At 57.4% G+C, this 19,634-nt stretch carries 17 protein-coding genes; 14 read left to right on the top strand and 3 right to left on the bottom strand.

Annotation, left to right across the window (positions count from 1 at the left end; all coding sequences use genetic code 11):
• The first annotated feature begins 43 nt into the window (after window positions 1-43).
• Window positions 44-1,039: a glycine betaine/L-proline ABC transporter substrate-binding protein ProX gene (gene proX / locus ACCC84_RS22305; protein ID WP_198773951.1), complete on the top strand. Its 996-nt coding sequence runs from the start codon at window positions 44-46 to the stop codon at window positions 1,037-1,039.
• A gap of 52 nt (window positions 1,040-1,091) precedes the next feature.
• A complete protein-coding gene (gene proX / locus ACCC84_RS22300) occupies window positions 1,092-2,093 on the top strand; it encodes a glycine betaine/L-proline ABC transporter substrate-binding protein ProX (RefSeq protein ID WP_004959361.1) in 1,002 nt (333 codons plus the stop codon).
• Window positions 2,094-2,128: 35 nt separating this feature from the next.
• On the opposite strand, the gene ACCC84_RS22295 is transcribed toward proX (ACCC84_RS22300), so the two are convergent.
• Complete coding sequence (locus ACCC84_RS22295; protein ID WP_004959358.1) at window positions 2,129-3,007, bottom strand: LysR family transcriptional regulator; 879 nt, start codon at window positions 3,005-3,007, stop codon at window positions 2,129-2,131.
• A gap of 104 nt (window positions 3,008-3,111) precedes the next feature.
• Between ACCC84_RS22295 and ACCC84_RS22290 the strand changes: the two genes are divergently transcribed.
• The 7 genes from ACCC84_RS22290 (at window position 3,112) to emrB (ending at window position 10,452) form a co-directional block, all read left to right on the top strand.
• Window positions 3,112-4,311, top strand: coding sequence for an MFS transporter (locus tag ACCC84_RS22290; protein WP_004959356.1), 1,200 nt, complete (start codon window positions 3,112-3,114; stop codon window positions 4,309-4,311).
• 120 nt (window positions 4,312-4,431) lie between these two features.
• Window positions 4,432-5,178, top strand: a complete 747-nt coding sequence (locus ACCC84_RS22285) for an AzlC family ABC transporter permease (RefSeq protein ID WP_371902351.1) — start codon at window positions 4,432-4,434, stop codon at window positions 5,176-5,178.
• The gene (gene ygaH, locus ACCC84_RS22280; RefSeq protein ID WP_004959351.1) at window positions 5,168-5,512 is read left to right on the top strand and encodes an L-valine transporter subunit YgaH; all 345 of its coding nucleotides are present in this window, start codon (window positions 5,168-5,170) and stop codon (window positions 5,510-5,512) included. The genes ACCC84_RS22285 and ygaH overlap by 11 nt, the downstream gene beginning before the upstream one ends.
• A 171-nt stretch (window positions 5,513-5,683) precedes the next feature.
• Window positions 5,684-6,202, top strand: coding sequence for a transcriptional repressor MprA (gene mprA, locus ACCC84_RS22275; protein WP_004959349.1), 519 nt, complete (start codon window positions 5,684-5,686; stop codon window positions 6,200-6,202).
• A gap of 30 nt (window positions 6,203-6,232) precedes the next feature.
• Window positions 6,233-7,684, top strand: coding sequence for an efflux transporter outer membrane subunit (locus ACCC84_RS22270; RefSeq protein ID WP_004959347.1), 1,452 nt, complete (start codon window positions 6,233-6,235; stop codon window positions 7,682-7,684).
• A 42-nt stretch (window positions 7,685-7,726) separates the two neighbouring features.
• The gene (emrA, locus tag ACCC84_RS22265; protein ID WP_004959345.1) at window positions 7,727-8,899 is read left to right on the top strand and encodes a multidrug efflux MFS transporter periplasmic adaptor subunit EmrA; all 1,173 of its coding nucleotides are present in this window, start codon (window positions 7,727-7,729) and stop codon (window positions 8,897-8,899) included.
• 17 nt (window positions 8,900-8,916) lie between these two features.
• Window positions 8,917-10,452, top strand: coding sequence for a multidrug efflux MFS transporter permease subunit EmrB (gene emrB, locus ACCC84_RS22260; RefSeq protein WP_039991823.1), 1,536 nt, complete (start codon window positions 8,917-8,919; stop codon window positions 10,450-10,452).
• Between the two features lie 60 nt (window positions 10,453-10,512).
• Here the strand turns inward: emrB and ACCC84_RS22255 are convergent, their stop codons facing one another.
• Window positions 10,513-11,601, bottom strand: coding sequence for a tRNA/rRNA methyltransferase (locus ACCC84_RS22255; RefSeq protein WP_004959340.1), 1,089 nt, complete (start codon window positions 11,599-11,601; stop codon window positions 10,513-10,515).
• Window positions 11,602-11,932: 331 nt separating this feature from the next.
• Between ACCC84_RS22255 and trxC the strand changes: the two genes are divergently transcribed.
• From trxC to ACCC84_RS22230, 5 genes are all read left to right on the top strand, one after another.
• The gene (gene trxC, locus ACCC84_RS22250; protein ID WP_004959337.1) at window positions 11,933-12,352 is read left to right on the top strand and encodes a thioredoxin TrxC; all 420 of its coding nucleotides are present in this window, start codon (window positions 11,933-11,935) and stop codon (window positions 12,350-12,352) included.
• Window positions 12,353-12,471: 119 nt separating this feature from the next.
• Window positions 12,472-13,182 (top strand): tRNA-uridine aminocarboxypropyltransferase, encoded by a 711-nt coding sequence (locus tag ACCC84_RS22245; RefSeq protein WP_004959334.1) that lies wholly within the window; start codon window positions 12,472-12,474, stop codon window positions 13,180-13,182.
• Between the two features lie 145 nt (window positions 13,183-13,327).
• The gene (locus ACCC84_RS22240; protein ID WP_004959332.1) at window positions 13,328-15,979 is read left to right on the top strand and encodes a bifunctional acetate--CoA ligase family protein/GNAT family N-acetyltransferase; all 2,652 of its coding nucleotides are present in this window, start codon (window positions 13,328-13,330) and stop codon (window positions 15,977-15,979) included.
• Between the two features lie 153 nt (window positions 15,980-16,132).
• The gene (pssA, locus tag ACCC84_RS22235; protein ID WP_164844331.1) at window positions 16,133-17,488 is read left to right on the top strand and encodes a CDP-diacylglycerol--serine O-phosphatidyltransferase; all 1,356 of its coding nucleotides are present in this window, start codon (window positions 16,133-16,135) and stop codon (window positions 17,486-17,488) included.
• A gap of 77 nt (window positions 17,489-17,565) precedes the next feature.
• Window positions 17,566-17,895 (top strand): YfiM family lipoprotein, encoded by a 330-nt coding sequence (locus tag ACCC84_RS22230; protein ID WP_004959327.1) that lies wholly within the window; start codon window positions 17,566-17,568, stop codon window positions 17,893-17,895.
• A gap of 1 nt (window position 17,896) precedes the next feature.
• Here ACCC84_RS22230 and ACCC84_RS22225 read toward each other — a convergent pair whose 3' ends face one another.
• Window positions 17,897-19,201: an MFS family transporter gene (locus tag ACCC84_RS22225; RefSeq protein ID WP_039991822.1), complete on the bottom strand. Its 1,305-nt coding sequence runs from the start codon at window positions 19,199-19,201 to the stop codon at window positions 17,897-17,899.
• Window positions 19,202-19,634 lie beyond the last annotated feature (433 nt).

Here is a 19,634-nt window from a genome sequence, read left to right as displayed (position 1 = left end):
CGCCGGGGGCAGAGGCTGCATCGTTAAAACGTGAGGAACCACTATGCGCTCGACAGGAATTTGGGCCTTTGCCCTGACTTCATTGCTAGGCACACAGGCGTTCGCCGCCGATCTCCCCGGCAAAGGCGTCACGGTGAAACCACTGCAAAGCACCATCGCCGAAGAAAGCTTCCAAACCGAACTGGTCAATCGCGCGTTGGAAAAACTGGGTTATGACGTCCAGCCAACCGGCGAAGTCGATTACAACGTCGCCTATACCTCGATAGCCTCCGGTGACGCCACCTATATGGCGGTGAACTGGGATCCGTTGCAGACCGACATGTTCAACAACGCCGGCGGCGAGCAAAAGTTTTACCGTCAAGGCGCGTATATCACTAATGCGGCACAGGGTTATCTGATCGATAAAAAAACCGCCGACAAGTATCACATTACCGATATTTCACAGTTGAAGGATCCCAAGCTGGCGCAGCTGTTCGATGCCGACGGCGACGGAAAAGCTGACTTGGCCGGCTGCGAGCCGGGCTGGGTATGTGGCCGGGTGATTGACACGCAAATCAAGTCTTACGGCCTGAGTGCCACCGTCACGCAGAATCAGGGCAACTATTCCGCCATCATCGCCGATACCCTGTCGCGCTTTAAGCAGGGCAAACCGGTGTTGTACTTCACCTGGACCCCCTACTGGGTCAGCGACGAACTGGTTCCCGGCCGCGACGTGGTGTGGCTGACGGTGCCGTTTTCGGCCAACCCCGGTTCGCTGAAGGATCTGGATACCGCACTGCCAAACGGCAAGAACTACGGCTTCCCGGTCAATAACGAGCATATCGTCGCCAATAAACAGTGGGCCCAGGCCAACCCGGCTGCCGCCAAGCTGTTCGCCATCATGCAGCTGCCGCTGGCGGACGTGAACGCGCAAAATCTGCGGATGCATAACGGGGAAAACAGCGCCGACGATATTCAACGCCACGTAGATGGCTGGATCAAGGCCCACCAGGCCACCTTTGACGGCTGGGTCAGTACGGCTGCTGCGGCAGCGAAATAGCCCTTACGCGCCGGAAATCCCGGCTTAACATCATTATTAAAGGTATTTCACTATGCGCAAGACAGGAATATGGGCCGTGGCCCTCACCACACTTATCGGTTCACAGATGACCTACGCCGCCGATCTGCCCGGCAAGGGCGTCAGCGTACAGCCGGTACAAAGCACCATCTCTGAAGAAACCTTCCAGACGCTGCTGGTCAGCAAGGCGCTGGAAAAACTGGGTTATGACGTCAAAGCGCCACGTGAAGTGGATTACAACGTTGCCTACACCTCGATCGCCTCCGGTGACGCCACCTTCCTGGCGGTGAACTGGGATCCGCTGCATGCCGATCAGTACAAGGCTGCCGGCGGCGATGCCAAGTTCTATCGTGAAGGCGTTTATGTCGACGGCGCAGCGCAGGGCTACCTGATCGACAAGAAAACCGCCGAAAAGTATCACATCACCAACGTCGAGCAGTTAAAGGATCCGAAAATCGCCAAACTGTTCGACTCCAACGGCAACGGCAAGGCCGATCTGACCGGCTGTACGCCGGGCTGGGGCTGCGAGGCGGTAATCAATCACCATCTGAAGGCCTATGACCTGAGCAACACCGTCGAGCACAACCAGGGCAACTACGCGGCGATGATCGCCGATACCATTACCCGCTACAAAGAAGGCAAGCCGATCCTGTACTACACCTGGACTCCGTACTGGGTCAGCGACGTGCTGGTACCGGGCCGCGATGTGGTATGGCTGCAAGTGCCGTTCTCCTCTCTGCCAGGCGAACAGAAAAACGTCGATACCAAGCTGCCTAACGGCGCCAACTACGGCTTCCCGGTGAACACCATGCGCATCGCCGCCAACAAGCAATGGGCACAGGCCAACCCGGCTGCCGCCAAACTGTTTGCCATCATGAAACTGCCGATTGCCGACGTGAATGCGCAAAACCTGCGGATGCATGAAGGCCAGTCGTCCGAAGCGGATATCGAAAACCACGTCAATGGCTGGATCAAGGCGCACCAGGCCACCTTCGATGGCTGGGTGAAAAGCGCGGAACAGGCCGCGAAACAATAATTGCCGCGGGGCGCGCAGGTTGCTGCGCCCCAACGCTATTGCGCCATATCTATCCCGCTGAACTGTAAAAAACGCTCGGCGGTTCTGGACTGCGGTTGCGGCCACACGCAATACACCTGCCGCCGCGGTCCCTCCTCAATCGGAATCGACACCAGCGAATTCAGGCGCTGCGCCGTCGAGATCGGTACAATGCCCGCCGCCAGTCCTCGCCGCACCAGATTCTCCAGCCATTCGATATGGTCGATTTCAAAACTGACATGCCGCTTGATACCTGCCGCCTGAAACGCGCGATCGGTCTGCCGCCGGGCGCCGGTACCGCTGTAAAAGTCCACCAGCGGCACTTGTGACAGGGTATGCAAATTGACCTGCTGACGGTTGGCCAACGGATGCTGTGCCGCCACCAGCGCCACCAGCGGCTCATCGGTCAACTGCCGATGCGACACCGGCAACATGTCAATATCTCCCGGCCAGATACCAACAAACGCCACGTCGGTTTTTTGCTGGCGGACATCCTCCAGCAGCGCTTCACTCATCCCCACATACAGCCGGATATTCACCGCCGGATAATGGCGGTGGAAATTCCCCAGTTTCTCGGTCAGATCAATCGCGTTTATGGTTGATATGGTACCAATGGTCAAGGTGCCAGACACCGTGCCGCTGGCCGCAACCACCTCTTCGACCAGCGTCTGTTTCGCCGCCAGCAGCCGCTGCGCCGGTTGAATAAACGCCTGTCCGGCGGTGGTCAGTGTAACCCGCCGCGAGGTGCGTTCGAACAATGCACATCCCAGTTCTTCCTCCAGCTTGGCAATCTGGTGGCTAAGAGCCGATTGCACCGTATGGCAGCGTTGTGCCGCCCGGGTAAAGCTCTGCTCTTCGGCCACCGCCAGCGCAAAGCGGATCTGTTTCAGGTTCATGGCATTTATCGCAAAATGAGATTAATCAAATGAAAATTATACATTGGTTTCGCACGTCGTCCTGCCTGATACTTCGGCTAACTTTTTTCCTTGATTGATATCTTATGAGCCAACAACCTTCACAGCCGGGCCTGAGTCCGGTATTGATCGCCCTGATTGCCGTCGCTACCGGTCTGGCGGTCGCCAGCAATTACTATGCCCAGCCGCTGCTGGAAACCATCGCGCAGCATTTCAACCTGTCGGTCAATCAGGCCGGTTTTATCGTCACCGCCGCCCAGTTGGGCTATGCGGTCGGCCTGCTGTTGCTGGTACCGCTCGGGGACATGTTCGAACGACGCGGGCTGATCGTCTTCATGACGCTGCTGGCCGCCGGCGGCATGCTGATTACCGCCAGTTCCACCACCCTGCCGATCATGATCCTGGGCACCGCGCTGACCGGCCTGTTTTCCGTGGTAGCGCAGATTCTGGTGCCGTTGGCCGCCACGCTGGCCCATCCGGAAAAACGCGGTAAAACCGTCGGCATCATCATGAGCGGATTGCTGCTGGGCATCCTTCTGGCACGTACCGTCGCCGGCGCCCTGGCCACCCTTGGCGGCTGGCGAACCATCTACTGGGTAGCCAGCGTGCTGATGATTGCCATGGCGCTGATTCTGTGGCGCGCCCTGCCGCGCTACAAGCAGCATAGCGGTTTGAATTATCCACAACTGCTGAAGTCGATTTTTTCCCTGTTCGGCGGTACGCCACTGCTGCGTACCCGAGCGTTGTTGGGAGCGCTGTCGTTCGCCAACTTCAGCGTGCTGTGGACCTCGATGGCCTTTCTGCTGGCAGCGCCGCCGTTTGGCTATTCCGAAGCGACCATCGGCCTGTTCGGTCTGGTGGGTGCCGCCGGGGCACTGGCCGCCACGCGCGCCGGGCATCTGGTTGATAAAGGCAAGGGCGGGCTGACCACCACCGTCGGCTTGATTTTGCTGCTGCTGTCGTGGATACCCATCGCCATGGCTAAACAATCACTGTGGGCACTATTACTCGGCATTGTGGTTCTGGATCTGGCGGTGCAGGCGGTTCACGTGACCAATCAGAGCGTAATTTACCGCATCATGCCCGACGCCCGTAATCGGCTGACCGCCGGCTACATGACCAGCTATTTTATTGGCGGAGCGCTGGGTTCGCTGCTGTCGGCCTTTGCCTATCAACATGCCGGCTGGAACGGCGTGGCGGCGTCGGGCGGCATGTTGTGCGTATTGAACCTGCTGACCTGGTGGCGCGGCAAACGCCATGAGGCCCCCGGCACGGCGAGCATCTGATTAGCAAGCGAACAATCACAACGGCAATTTATTAGCGGCACAGGGTATAAACATTACGCCCACTCTGGTAATGTTCTGAAGATAAACTATTGACCTCCTATCTACCCTGTGTCCGATAACATGCAAAGCCAAGCCGCAGAGAATTTGCTTCCCCCAGCCGTGCGTTCCACCTTCGCCAATGGCGTGGTCGATAGCCTGCCGATCGTGGTTGGCTATATTCCGGTCGCTTTCGCGTTTGGCCTCAGCGCCGTCAAACTGGGCTTTACGCCGCTGGAAAGCCTGCTGTTTTCCTGCATCATTTACGCTGGCGCCAGCCAGTTCGTGATTACCGCGCTGTTAAGCGCCGGCATGTCGCTGTGGGTCGCCGCCCTGACGGTGATGGCGATGGACGTTCGCCATGTTCTGTACGGTCCGGCGTTGCGCCACCGCATTGTTTCACGCCTGTCACCCGGTAAAACTGCGCTTTGGGCCTTCGGCCTGACCGACGAAGTGTTCGCTGCCGCCACTGCCAAACTGATGCGCGACAACCGCAGTTGGAGTGAAAACTGGATGCTCGGCATCGCGCTTTGCTCCTGGCTGTCCTGGGTAGCCGGCACCGCGCTGGGCGCGCTGTTTGGCAATGGGCCATTAGCGCAGTTTCCGGTGATCGAAGCCTCTCTTGCCTTTATGCTGCCGGCGCTGTTCCTCAGTTTTCTGCTGGCGGCATTCACACGACCGCAAAGTTTGATTATCACCCTCTCACTGATCGGCGCCCTGCTTGGCGTGGTGTTTTTCTCCATTCCGGTGGCCATTCTGGCCGGGATCGGCGCCGGCTGCCTGGCTGCGCTATTGCAGCCGACGCGGGCGGAGATCGTTGATGAAAACTGAAGTGATCGTCATCAGTCTGTTGGTGGGCGCAGCCAATTATCTGTTCCGTTATCTGCCCTTGCGTCTGAGCTCGACGCGCCAGCGACAACCTGGCCTGAAACGGGGCAAAACGGCGCTGCTGCTCGACAGTATCGGCATCGCGTCGATCTGCGCGCTGCTGGTAGTCTCCAGCACCCCAGTGGTAATGCGCGAACCTGACAAACTGCTGCCGACGCTGGTGGGTTTTGCCGCATTAAGCCTCTGCTTCTATCGCAGCAAAAGCATCATTTCCTCCACCTTGGTTGGTGCGCTCTCGTTTGGCATTACATTAAAATTATTTATGATTTTCAGTTGACGTGATGGGCAATTTCGTGCGCCAGCGCCCAAAATGCTGCCATTTCCAGCGTTAGGCATTTACAAACGGCTTACAAATGACACGAATTGCTAAATTATTCACCGTGCTGAACGTTTACATTATTAATCACTATCGTTACTATATCGAACGAAATTAATGAGGCCAAAAACTATGGAAAGCTCGTTTACTCCCATTGAAAACATGCTGAATTGCCGTGCAAAACGTCAAAAGAACTTCCCCTACCAGGAAATTCTGCTGACGCGCCTTTGCATGCATATGCAAAGCAAATTGCTGGAAAACCGCAATAAAATGCTGAAGGCGCAAGGGATTAACGAAACTCTGTTTATGGCACTGATTACCCTGGATGCGCAGGAAAATCATAGCATCCAGCCTTCCGAGCTCAGTTCGGCGCTCGGCTCGTCGCGCACCAATGCTACGCGTATCGCCGACGAACTGGAAAAACGCGGATGGATTGAACGCCGGGAAAGCGACAATGACCGCCGCTGTCTGCATCTGCATTTGACGCCGCAAGGAGAAGAATTCCTGGCTCAACTGCTGCCGCCACAGCACCAATGTCTGCATTTCCTTTGGTCCACCTTGAATAACGATGAACAGCAACAGCTTGAGCAATTGACGCGCAAGCTGCTGGCACGTCTGGATCAAATGGAAGTCACAGAACAGTTATCCTAATCCTCAATTTCTGTTCAGGTAACCAAACTTATGCGATCCCCGTTTAACTGGAGATTCACCCCGCTGTTCGCGGTATTACTGCTGGCGGGTTGTGCATCTACCGACAATATAGCGCCCCAATCGACCCTGATGGATACGCAGCAGCTGCAATTGGCACAGCCGAAAGTCAGCTCGCTGGCGATCAGCCCACAGTGGTGGCGCTCACTCAACGATCCTCAACTGGACAGGTTGATGACCCAGGCGCTGCAAAGCTCCCCGTCGCTGAGACAGGCCGCCGCACGCGTGCGCGAAGCCCAGAGCGTGATGGGTGAAGCCAGCGCCGCCAACGGGCCGAACCTGGACCTTAACGCCGGCACTACCCGTCAGCGCATTCCGCAAAACGTCAATATGGGGCTGGGGTATCCGCACAGGCCGATCTATGAAAGCTCCAACTCGCTGGGGCTGAATCTGGCCTATGAATTTGACTGGTGGGGTAAATACCGCAACCAGGTCAAAGCCGCCAAGGCCCAGGTCGACGCCGCACGTGCCGAGCAGGAACAGGCAGCCCTCACGCTGACCAGTTCGGTGGCTTCCGCCTATTACCTGTTGCAAAGCAACTATGCGCAGGAAAAACTGCTCCAGCAGGAAGTGAATAACAACGACCGCCTGACCCAGCTGCGCCAGCAGCAATATCAGGCCGGCCTGTCCGGCGTTGACGTGCCGCAACAAACCAAGGCGCAGTCTGACAGCGCCAAGCAGCAGATTCTGCAACTGCAATCGCAGATAGAACAGCTCAAGCACCAACTTGCCGCCCTGACCGGTCACGGGCCGAACGCCATGCAGCAACTGCGTCCGGTGAGCTTGCCGGCAGACAGCCTGCTGGCGCCGAAAGGGGAACTGACCGCCGATCTGCTGGGTAAACGGCCGGATATTGCGGCGCAGCGCCAGTTGGTCGAGTCGTATAGCCAGCGCGTTTCTGCCGCTCGCAAAGAGTTTTACCCCAGCCTGACCATTTCCGCCTTCGCCGGCCTGACCACCACCAATACCAGTGGTACCAGCCCGAACCTGTTTGAGGCCGCCAGCCAGGCCTGGAATATCGCGCCGGCCCTTTCGCTGCCGATCTTCCACGCGGGCGCGCTGCGCAGCAAACTGGGCGAAGAGTCCGCGCTGTACGATCAGGCGGTAGAAGGCTACAACCAGACTATCCTGAATGCCGTACAGGAAACTGCCGATGCCATTACCGTTCAGCAAAGCACTGCCCAGCAGTTGCAGCAGGCGGCATCAGCGTCCCAATCGATGCAACAGGTGTACCGTGTCGCAAACGCTCGATACCAGGCAGGGATTATCGGGCGCGACGAGCTGTTATCCAGCCAGACGCAGCTGATTCAGCAGCAACAGGCGGAAGTTGTCGCCAGCAGCAATATGATGCAGGCGAAGATAGGATTGATCCGTGCCCTGGGCGGTGGCTATCAGGCCCCAACCAATGCGGATTCGAAAGCATAATAATAGATATCCCTTCAAGGGAATTAGAGCGTGGAGAACACCATGAGCGTAAGCGCGGAGACTCAAACCCCGCAGCAACCGAAAGGCAAAAAGAAGCAGCGTAAATTCTGGCTGCTGCTGCTGACGGTTATTTTCATTGTTATTGGGGTGGCTTATTTAGTGTATTGGTTCCTGGTGCTGCGTCACCATCAGGAAACCGATGATGCCTATGTTGCCGGTAACCAGGTCCAGATCATGGCCCAGGTTTCCGGCAGCGTAAACCGTGTTAATTTCGATAACACCGATTACGTCAAGCAGGGAGATGTGCTGGTTACGCTCGATCCGACCGATGCCCAACAGGCGTTCGAGCGGGCAAAAACCGCGCTGGCCAACAGCGTGCGCCAAACCCACCAGCTGATCATCAATAGCAAACAGTATCAGGCCAATATTGCCCTGCGCAAAACTGACCTGAGCAAGGCGGAAAATGATCTCAAGCGCCGTGTGATACTGGGCAACGCCGACGCCATCGGCCGCGAAGAACTGCAACACGCCCGTGACGCGGTCGCCAGTGCCAAGGCCGCGCTCGACGTGGCGGTGCAACAGTACAACGCCAATCAGGCGATGGTGCTGGACACGCCGCTGGAACAACAGCCGGCGATCAAACAGGCGGCGGCACAAATGCGTGACGCCTGGCTGGCGCTGCAACGTACCAGCATCATCAGCCCGATCACCGGTTACGTATCGCGCCGCAGCGTGCAGGTTGGCGCGCAAATCGCCGCCGGTTCGCCGTTGATGGCGGTGGTACCGGCCGATCACGTCTGGGTTGACGCCAACTTTAAAGAAACCCAGATCGCCAATATGCGCATCGGTCAATCCGCTACCGTGGTCAGCGATGTCTACGGCGACGACGTGGTGTATCACGGCAAAGTGGTCGGTATCGATATGGGTACCGGCAGCGCATTCTCGCTGCTGCCAGCGCAAAACGCCACCGGCAACTGGATCAAGGTGGTTCAGCGCCTGCCGGTACGTATCGAACTGGATGCCAAGCAGATAGCCGATCATCCGTTACGCATCGGTTTGTCTACGCTGGTAACGGTCGACACCACCGATCTCAACGGCCGTGTGCTGTCTGATGTGGTGCGCGACAAACCACGCTACCAGAGCGATGCGCTGGCATTGAACCTGGCGCCGGTTGACCAGTTGATCGCCGATGTCATTCATGCGAACGCCGGTTAAGCGCGCGGGAGGCTACCTTGGCACAAAAACCGCTTGAGGGAGCCCAGCTAACCTGGATGACGATCGCGCTTGCCATGGCGACCTTTATGCAGGTACTGGATTCCACCATTGCCAACGTTGCGATACCGACCATCGCCGGTAACCTGGGATCATCCAACTCCCAGGGGACCTGGGTGATCACCTCGTTTGGGGTGGCCAATGCCATCTCCATTCCGATCACCGGCTGGCTGGCGAAGCGTTTCGGCGAAGTACGCCTGTTCCTGTGGTCCACGGCGCTGTTCGCCCTCGCCTCGTGGCTGTGCGGCATCTCCAACAGTCTGGGCATGCTGATCTTCTTCCGCGTGGTGCAGGGTCTGGTGGCCGGGCCGTTAATTCCGCTGTCGCAGAGCCTGTTGCTGAACAACTATCCGCCGGCCAAAAGGGCCATGGCCCTGGCGCTATGGTCGATGACGGTGATCGTCGCGCCGATTTTCGGGCCAATCCTCGGCGGTTATATCAGTGACAACTATCACTGGGGCTGGATCTTCTTCATCAACATCCCGATTGGGCTGTTCGTGATTTTGGCCGCCATGGCGACGCTGAAGGGGCGGGAAACCAAAACCGAAATCAAGCCTATCGATACCGTCGGCCTGATTCTGCTGGTAGTCGGCATCGGTTCACTGCAGGTAATGCTCGATCAGGGCAAGGAACTGGACTGGTTCAATTCGACCGAGATCATCACCCTGACGGTGGTAGCGGTAGTGGCGCTGCTGTTCCTGGTGGTGTGGGAGCTGACGGATGACCATCCGGTGGTGGATCTGTCGTTGTTCAAGTCGCGTAACTTTACCATCGGCGTGCTCTGTATCAGCCTGGCGTATATGCTGTACTTCGGCGCCATCGTGCTGTTGCCGCAGCTGTTGCAGGAGGTGTATGGCTACACCGCCACCTGGGCCGGACTGGCGTCGGCGCCTATCGGGCTGATTCCGGTGCTGCTGTCGCCGATCATCGGCAAATTCGGCAACCGGCTGGATATGCGCCGCTTAGTGACGTTCAGCTTCATTATGTATGCCGTGTGCTTCTATTGGCGCGCCTACACCTTTGAACCGGGTATGGACTTTGGCGCCTCGGCCTGGCCACAGTTTGTCCAGGGCTTCGCCATCGCCTGCTTCTTCATGCCGCTGACCACCATCACGCTGTCAGGGCTGCCGCCGGAACGTATGGCGGCGGCGTCGAGTCTGTCGAACTTTGTGCGTACGCTGGCCGGCTCGATTGGTACCTCGATTACCACCACGCTGTGGACACAGCGTGAATCGCAACACCACTCGCAGTTGGCGGAATTTGTAAACCCTTACAATCCGCAGTCGCAGGAGATGTACCACAAACTGGAGCAGCTCGGCATGAGCCAGCAGCAGTCGTCGGCCTACATCGCCAACGAAATCACCGCGCAAGGGCTGATTATCTCGGCTAACGAGATCTTCTGGCTCGCCGCAGGGGTCTTCCTGATCCTGCTGGCGCTGGTGTGGTTCGCCAAACCGCCATTCAGTTCCGGCGGCGGCGGCGGTGGCGCGCACTGATCGCAGACCAAATAAAACGGGCGCTCTTGAGCGCCCGTTTCTTTATGCGAAAAACCGCGGTTATGCCTGGTTCTGACGCCACCAGTCGGCTAGCAGAATGCCGGTTGCCACCGATACGTTGAGGCTTTCTACCTTACCGGTACCACCGATGGAGATGCTCATGTCGCCCTGCTGCCATGCACTGTCGCTCAGACCGTCGCGCTCCTGGCCCAGCACCAGCACCATTTTGGCCGGCAGTTTGGCCTGTGCCAGCGTAGTCCCTTTATGGCTGGAGGTAGTGACGATGGTGTAGCCTGCCTTGCGGAAGGTATCCAGCACCGACAGGAAGTCATCTGCATTGATTGCCTTGATATGCTCCGCGCCACCCTCGGCGGTACGCACCGCTGCGCCAGACTCCAGCAGCGCCGGATCCTGCAACAATACGCCGTTCACGCCGAAATGCGCGCATGAACGCACGATAGCGCCCAGGTTGTGCGGGTTGCCGACTTCTTCCAGCGCCAGCACGCAGTCTTTCGCCGGCGCGCTTTGCAGATAGGTCTGCGCATCCAGCCCCTGACGTTTTTTGATCAGGAAGCATACCCCGCCGTGGTGTTCGGTGCCGGACGCCTTCGCCAGCTCTTCTTCATCCACCACGTGGTAGGCCTTGCGGTTGGCCGCCATCCAGCGCAACGCTTCACGAAAACGCGGCGTGACCGACTGCACGAACCAGGCACGCACAATGGCGTCCGGGCGGCTGGCGAACAGCGCCTGACAGGCGTTTTCACCGTAGACGCGCGTTTCTTCCGCACGCTGGCGACGCAGCTGCTCCGGGTCGATAAAACTTTTTCCACTGATGCCACCGTGATCGAACGCCGCTTCGTCGTCCGGGGCGCGGGACACGGTTTTCCACGGTGAATCATAACCACCACGCTCTTCGCTGCGCGCCGGGCGACGAGGACGATCGCCATCACTGCGGCGCGAATCGCTGGTGCGACGATCGTTGCCGCCACGCGGTTTATCCTGGCCACTACGGGCGCCGCGTGCATTGTCTGCCGGACGGCCCTTGCCTGCCGGACGTTTGTTTTTGTTACGGTCGTCGCCGCTGTCATCGTCACTGCGGACGTACATCACTTTAACTTTGCCGTTCTTGCCACTAAATGAGTCGTTCATTGTCTTCTCCACCAACGCGCAGGGCGCGAAGATTACCTGATGTCGGTGCACTTAGCCACTAACTTGCGCCATGCGCAATAATTCGCGTCGCATTGCCGCAGCACCTGCGCGTATCCCTGCCCCGACGGGGCAGGATCCCTTGCCGAGCCGAGTCACCGTCACCGACAGAGAGACATGCGGCAGTATGACGGCGATAAAAGCCCCCGACTATTAAATTCATTGAACAAACCACTTTGTTCAAATACATCATTTTAACGATAATAGACACTATTACAGAAGCATACCTGCGCCCTGCCGGGGCGGTATGCCAGCTTGCGTATCCGAGGTAACCATGAATACAGTTTGTGCAGCGTGTAACGCCACCAATCGCGTTCCGGAAGATCGTCTGACAGACGGCGCCAAGTGCGGACGCTGTGGCCATGAATTATTCGACGGTGACGTCATCAACGCCACTGCCGCGACCTTTGACCAGTTGTTAAAAGACGATCTGCCGATCGTGGTCGATTTCTGGGCACCGTGGTGCGGCCCGTGCCGCAACTTTGCACCGATTTTCGAAGACGTAGCCGAAGAACGCGCCGGCAAAGTTCGTTTCGTCAAGATCAACACCGAAGCCGAACCGGAGCTGAGCGCCCGTTTCCGCATCCGCAGCATTCCAACCATTATGCTTTTCCGCGATGGTAAAATGGTCGACATGCTCAACGGTGCCATGCCCAAAGCGCCATTTGACAATTGGCTCAATGAGCTAGTCTAACGCATAAACGCCCTGTACGCCGCCGGCCATTATGTACGGCGCCCAGGCGAACTTAAGCCCGCGCGCACTCCCGCCGGGCTTTTTTCTACGCTACAATAGCGGTTTTATTCAGGACTGCTATGACCGACAACGCCGTACTTCGCCTGCGTCAATTCCGTCTGGATCGTTCAACCCGCCCGTTTCTGGCGCGCGGCTGCCGCGTGGCGCGTTGTCAGGGCTGCCTGCTGCCGCAAAAAAACTGCCTTTGCGATACCATTACGCCGCAGCAGGCCACCAGCCGCTTCTGCCTGATCATGTTCGGCGCCGAGCCGTTAAAACCCAGCAACACCGGCCGGCTGATTGCCGATATTCTGCCAGATACCCAGGCGTTTCTCTGGTCCCGTACCGAGATCGATCCTGCGCTGCTGGCTGCCATCAACGACCCCGAGCGCCAGCCCTATGTGGTGTTCCCGGCCTCTTACGCCGATCCCCAACGGCCGGTATGCAGCGAGCTGCCCGCCAACGCTAAACCGCCGCTGTTCATCATGCTCGATGGCACCTGGGCAGAAGCGCGCAAAATGTTTCGCAAAAGCCCGTACCTCAATAGCTTTCCGGTGTTTTCATTGAACGTTGCCGCCGCCTCCGACTATCAGCTGCGCGAAGCCAGCCGAACAGAACAGCACTGTACCGCCGAAGTGGCCGCAGCCTTGCTGCTCCAGGCAGGTGACGGCGCCGCTGCGCAGGGGCTCAGTCAACACTTCAGCCATTTCCGCCAGCAATATCTGGCCGGCAAACCTACGCGGCCGGCGGCTCCGACGCTGCACGCCGTGCCGCAAAGCGATCCTGGCTGACGTGCTGCACTACGTGGCCCGCGCTCAGGTCAGCAAAACGACGCCAACTCTGTGACCGGAGCGAGCAAAGGCGACCAACAAAGATACAGCGCAGGGAATAAGGGTATAGAATCAGGCAACAACGTTTCCGCTAAGGAGTGAGGTTATGAGCCAGCGAGGCCTGGAAGCGCTTTTGCGTCCCAAATCGATTGCCGTGATTGGCGCATCCCAACAGCCTGGACGTGCCGGATTCCTGATGATGCGCAATCTGCTGAACGGTGGCTTTGGCGGCCCGGTGTTGCCGGTCACGCCGCGTTATCACGCGGTATGTGGCGTAATGGCCTATCCTGACGTCGCCAGCCTGCCGCTAACGCCCGATCTCGCCGTACTCTGCACCCACGCCAGCCGTAATCTGGAACTCCTTGAAGCGCTCGGCGAACGCGGCTGCAAAACCGCCATTGTGCTGTCGTCACCACCGGCGCAGTTCCCACAGTTGAAAGCCTGCGCGCAGCGTTACGCCATGCGGCTGCTCGGCCCCAATAGCCTGGGGTTACTGGCGCCGTGGCAAGGCATCAACGCCAGTTTCTCGCCGGTACCGATACAGAAAGGCAAACTGGCGTTTATTTCACAGTCCGCCGCGGTGGCCAACACCGTTCTTGACTGGGCACAACAGCGTGAAGTCGGTTTCTCTTATTTTATCGCGCTCGGCGACAGCCTGGATATCGACGTTGACGACCTGCTGGACTTTTTGGCACGCGACGGCAAAACCAGCGCCATTTTGCTGTATCTGGAAAATATCAACGATGCCCGCCGCTTTTTGTCGGCATCGCGCAGCGCTTCGCGCAATAAGCCCATTCTGGTGATCAAGAGTGGCCGTAGCCAGCAGGCGCAGCGCCTGCTCAATAGTCAGCAAGGGTTGGACGCGGCCTACGACGCGGCAATACAACGCGCCGGGCTGTTGCGGGTTCAGGACACTCATGAACTGTTTTCCGCGGTAGAAACCCTAAGCCACATGCATCCGCTGCGTGGCGAACGCCTGATGGTCGTCAGCAACGGCGCCGCGCCAGCGGCTATGGCGCTGGATGAACTGCTGCGTCGCAACGGCAAACTGGCGGTGCCGAGCGAAGCCACCCAGACAGCAATCGGCAACGTGCTGCCTGAGGTCATCCACCTCGGCAACCCGATCGATCTGCGTGACGACGCGACACCGGCCCGCTATCTGGCCACGGTTGAAGCCCTGCTCGACAGTACGGATTACGATGCCTTGCTGTTGATCCACGCCCCCAGCGCCGCCGCACCGGGCACCGACACCGCCGAGACGCTGATTGACGCCATACGCCGCCATCCACGCGGCAAACGCATTACGCTGTTAACCAACTGGTGCGGCGAATACTCCTCGCAGGAGGCACGGCGGCTGTTTACCGAAGCGGGCATTCCCACCTACCGCACTCCGGAAGGGGCGGTGACGGCGTTTATGCATATGGTGGAGTATCGCCGCAATCAGAAGCAGTTGAAGGAAACGCCCGCGCTGCCCATCGGCCTGACGGCCAACACTGCCGAAGCACATCAGTTGATACACCAGGCGCTGGAGGAAGGCGCCAAGCAGCTCGACACCCACGAGGTACAACCGATCCTGCAAGCTTATGGTCTCAGCACGCTACCCACCTGGATTGCCGGCGACAGTGCCGAAGCGGTGCATATCGCCGAGCAGATCGGCTATCCGGTCGCATTGAAGCTGCGTTCGCCTGACATCCCGCACAAGTCGGAGGTTCAGGGTGTGATGCTGTATCTGCGCACCGCGGTTGAAGTGCAGCGCGCCGCAGACGCCATTCTCGATCGCGTCAAACGTACCTACCCGCAGGCCAGGATCCACGGCCTGTTGGTGCAAAGCATGGCGAATCGCGCTGGTGCGCAGGAGTTGCGCATCGCGGTGGAGCAGGATCCGATCTTCGGCCCACTGATTATGCTGGGCGAAGGCGGCCTTGAATGGCGTCAGGAAAATCAGGTGGCGGTTGCCCTGCCGCCGCTCAATATGGCACTGGCGCGCTATCTGGTGTTGCAGGCGGTAAAAGGCGGCAAGATCCGTGGGCGCAGCGCCTTGCGCCCGCTGGATATTCCTGGTCTGAGCCGGCTGCTGGTACAGGTTTCCAACCTGATCCTCGACTGCCCGGAAATCACCCGGCTGGATATTCACCCGGTACTGGCCGCTGGCGACGAATTCACCTTGCTCGACGTTTCAATGCAGCTGGCACCGTTTAGCGGCGATCCTCAGGCCCGGCTGGCGATCCGCCCCTATCCACATGAGCTGGAAGAAACCATCACGCTGAAAGACGGATCGCACTGCCTATTCCGGCCGATCCTGCCGGAAGACGAACCGGCATTGAAACACTTTATCGATCGCGTCACCAAAGAAGATCTTTATTATCGCTATTTCAGTGAGATCAACGAGTTCACCCATGACGATTTGGCTAACATGACGCAGATCGACTACGATCGGGAGATGGCTTTTGTTGCCGTTCGCCAGGGGGAGGAAATTATCGGCGTAACGCGCGCGATGTCCGACCCCGACAACACCGATGCCGAATTCGCCGTCCTGGTGCGTTCCGACCTTAAGGGATTGGGACTGGGTCGCCAGCTGTTGGAAAAGCTGATCGGTTACGCCCACAGCCACGGCCTGTTGCGCCTGACCGGTATCACCATGCCGAATAATCGCGGTATGGTGGCGTTGGCCGAAAAGCTGGGCTTTGCGGTTGACGTACAGCTTGAAGACGGCATCGTCAATTTGACCCTGCCGCTACGGACTGGCACCGAGAAGTGACCGGCGTCGCAATGCGCTACGAATCCATTACTTAACGCCAAAACATACGCACAATCGAGGCAACTAGTGGTATTATCGCCCGATTATTTATTTTAATGTTTTAATGCATGTGGCGTTCCGGCCATCTAATTATGAGAGAAGAAGCGCACTGTGATGTTGTCAAAATTTAAACGTAGCAAACATCAACAACACCTTGCACAATTGCCAAAACTCCCCCAGACGGTGGCCGATGTCCGTACTCTATACACGCCGTCTGATTATCGCGCCGCCCTGCTCGATGCTATCGCCAACGCAACGCAACGCATTTATCTGGTGGCTCTGTACCTGGAACACGACGATGCCGGCCGCGATATTCTGAACGCGCTGTATCTTGCCAAGCAAAACCGTCCTGAACTGGAAGTTTGCGTACTGGTCGACTGGCACCGCGCACAACGCGGGCGCATTGGCGCCGAGGCGACCAATACCAATGCCGACTGGTACTGTTCAATGGCAGACCAGCACCCTGACGCATCGGTCCCGGTATACGGCGTGCCGGTAAATACCCGCGAAGCCATGGGCGTACTGCACCTGAAGGGTTTTGTCATTGATGACACCGTGATCTATAGCGGTGCCAGCATTAACGACGTGTATCTGCATCAGCATGAAAAATACCGCTACGACCGTTACCAGCTGATCAGCAACGTCGTGCTGGCCGACACCATGATCGATTACATCAAACAGCATTTACTGACCGCCGGGGCCGTGCAACGCCTCGATCGCTGCGATCGCCCCAGCAGTCCGGAGATCAAAAACGAAACACGGAACTTTCGCTTTGCGCTACGCAGAGCGGGCTACCACTTCCGTGGCAAGGCGGGTAATGATGAACTGGCGGTAACGCCACTGGTGGGTTTAGGCAAGCAAAGCGTGTTGAACAAAACCATTCATCACCTGATGGCCTGCGCCGACCAAAAACTGACGCTATGCACACCATACTTCAACCTGCCGGCGTTGCTGGTACGCAATATCATTTATCTGCTGCGTCAGGGTAAACAGGTAGAAATCATCGTCGGTGACAAAACCGCCAACGATTTTTATATCCCGGAAGATCAACCGTTCAAGATCATCGGCGCGCTGCCATACCTGTACGAAATCAACCTGCGCCGTTTTCTGACGCGCTTGCAGCGTTATGTCGATACCGGACAACTGATTGTTCGCCTATGGAAAGACGGCGATAACAGCTACCATCTGAAAGGCATGTGGGTCGATGATGAATGGCAGTTAATCACCGGCAATAACCTGAATCCGCGCGCCTGGCGCCTCGATCTGGAAAACGCCATCCTGATCCACGATCCCAAGCAGGAAATGCGCGAGCAGCGCCACAGAGAGTTGGAGTGCATCCGCACCCATACCACCGTAGTGAGCCACTTCCAAGAGTTGCAAAGCATTCAGCAGTACCCGATCAAAGTGCGCAAGCTAATCCGCCGTTTGCGTCGGATCCGCATTGACCGATTGATAAGCCGTATACTTTAATCCGGCTATACTTGCTGTAATCGACCCCGGCCGAGGCTGGGGTTTTTTATGCGCCATGACAACAGGATGTTTTCATAATGCATTTGCTGCGATCGACTGTTTTGCTTCCCTTGTTGCTGCTCAGTGGCTGTAGCCATTGGGCCAACGACGCGTGGACGGGAAAAGACAAGGCACAACATTTCATCGCCTCCGCCACCTTTGCCGCCGCCGGCAGCGCTTATGGCGATCGCCAGGGCTGGAGTGAGCCTCATAGCCGCAGTTTCGGCCTGGCGTTTTCCATCGGTCTTGGTGCCGCCAAAGAGCTGTACGACAGTCGCGCAGGCGGTTCCGGCTGGAGCTGGAAGGACTTCGCCTGGGACGTGGCAGGCGCCGCAACCGGCTATAGTCTCTACCACGCCACCCGTTAAGCTAGAGCTGAATCTCTTTCCCCTTGGCATGCAGCCGCAGTGAGACTATCAACGCCAACAGGCACATGCCGGACACATACCAGAAGAAGGCATTTTCGATACCAAACGATTTCAATGACAACGCCACGTATTCGGCCGAGCCGCCAAACATGGCGTTGGCTACCGCATAAGACAGCCCCACCCCCAGCGCCCTCACCTCCGGTGGGAACATCTCGGCCTTAAGCAGACCGCTGATAGCGGTATAAAAACTGACGATCAACAAGGCCACGACGATCAAGCCAAACGCCAGGTATGGATTGGTGACGCTTTTTAGCGTAAACAGGATAGGAACCGTCAGCAGCGTTGCCAGGGTGGCAAAGGTCAGCATCGAATTGCGGCGACCAATACGGTCAGACAGCCCGCCAATCACCGGTTGCAGCAACATAAAGACAAATAAGGCGGCGGTCATGATGCCGCTGGCCAGCTTGGCATCCATGCCCGCGGTGTTGACCAGATATTTTTGCATATAGGTGGTAAAGGTGTAGAAACTCAGCGAACCGCCAGCGGTAAAACCCAATACCATCAAGAAAGCCCGGCGATTCTTCCACAGCCCGGTTAGTGAACCCGCGTCCTTATGATTACGGGTTTTGGCATCAGAGGTTTCGTTCAACGCACGGCGCAGAAACAACGCGACAATCGCCAACACCGCGCCGAGTGCAAACGGGATGCGCCAGCCCCAGGCCTTCAATTCATCGGCAGACAACACCTGTTGCAGCGCCACCAGAACCAATAATGCCAACAACTGGCCGCCGATCAGAGTAACGTATTGGAAAGAGGCAAAAAATCCGCGACGACCGGCAATCGCCACCTCACTCATATAGGTAGCACTGGTGCCGTATTCGCCTCCGACCGACAGCCCCTGGAACAGCCGTGCGACCAGCAGCAACACCGGCGCCCAATAACCAATCGCGGCATAGCCCGGTAAACAGGCAATCGCCAACGATCCTGCACACATCATGCATACCGAAATCATCATCGAATTCTTTCGGCCATGTTTGTCGGCAATATAACCAAACAGCCAGCCGCCGATCGGGCGCATGAAAAAACCGGCGGCGAATATGCCGGCGGTTTGCAATAACTGGGTGGTGCTGTTACCTGCCGGGAAAAATGATGAAGCAAAGTAAATCGAACAGAAGGAGTAAACGTAGAAGTCAAACCACTCCACCAGGTTACCTGACGAAGCCCCCACAATGGCAAAAATGCGCTGTTTCTTATCGTGCGCCTCCGCCGCCGTGTTGTCTGCTACACCCGAGGTTGTTTCTGTCATTGCATATTCTCCAGGCCAAATGGCATCGCGCCGTTAATTGTGACTCTATTGTTGTTTATAAGTTAACAACAATAGAGTTAGCAGGCGAAGAAAATAAACATCACGGTTCAGAAAACCGTATGGTTGTGATGGCGATAAAAAATAATGTAATTGGGGCCAAAAAATTGCAGCGGAGAGGGTTTTGCCAAAGTAAAAAGCCCCACGCTTGCGCGTAGGGCTGGTTGTTTTATTTGATGCCTGACCGTGTCCTGCAATATTCGTCTTATCCCGAGGCTCACCCCCACCGGCCGCCGCCAGCGGGGTTCACATCCGTTCCAGACGGACAGAGCGCCTGCCCATACTCGAGCAATACAGCAGATAACAGACAAAACAAAAAGCCCTACGTTTTCACGTAGGGCTTGTTGCTTTATTTGATGCCTGGCAGTGTCCTACT

The sequence above is a fragment of the Serratia odorifera genome, from assembly GCF_041448735.1.
Lineage (GTDB): Bacteria > Pseudomonadota > Gammaproteobacteria > Enterobacterales > Enterobacteriaceae > Serratia_F > Serratia_F odorifera.
This window is presented reverse-complemented; position numbering and strand designations above follow the sequence as displayed.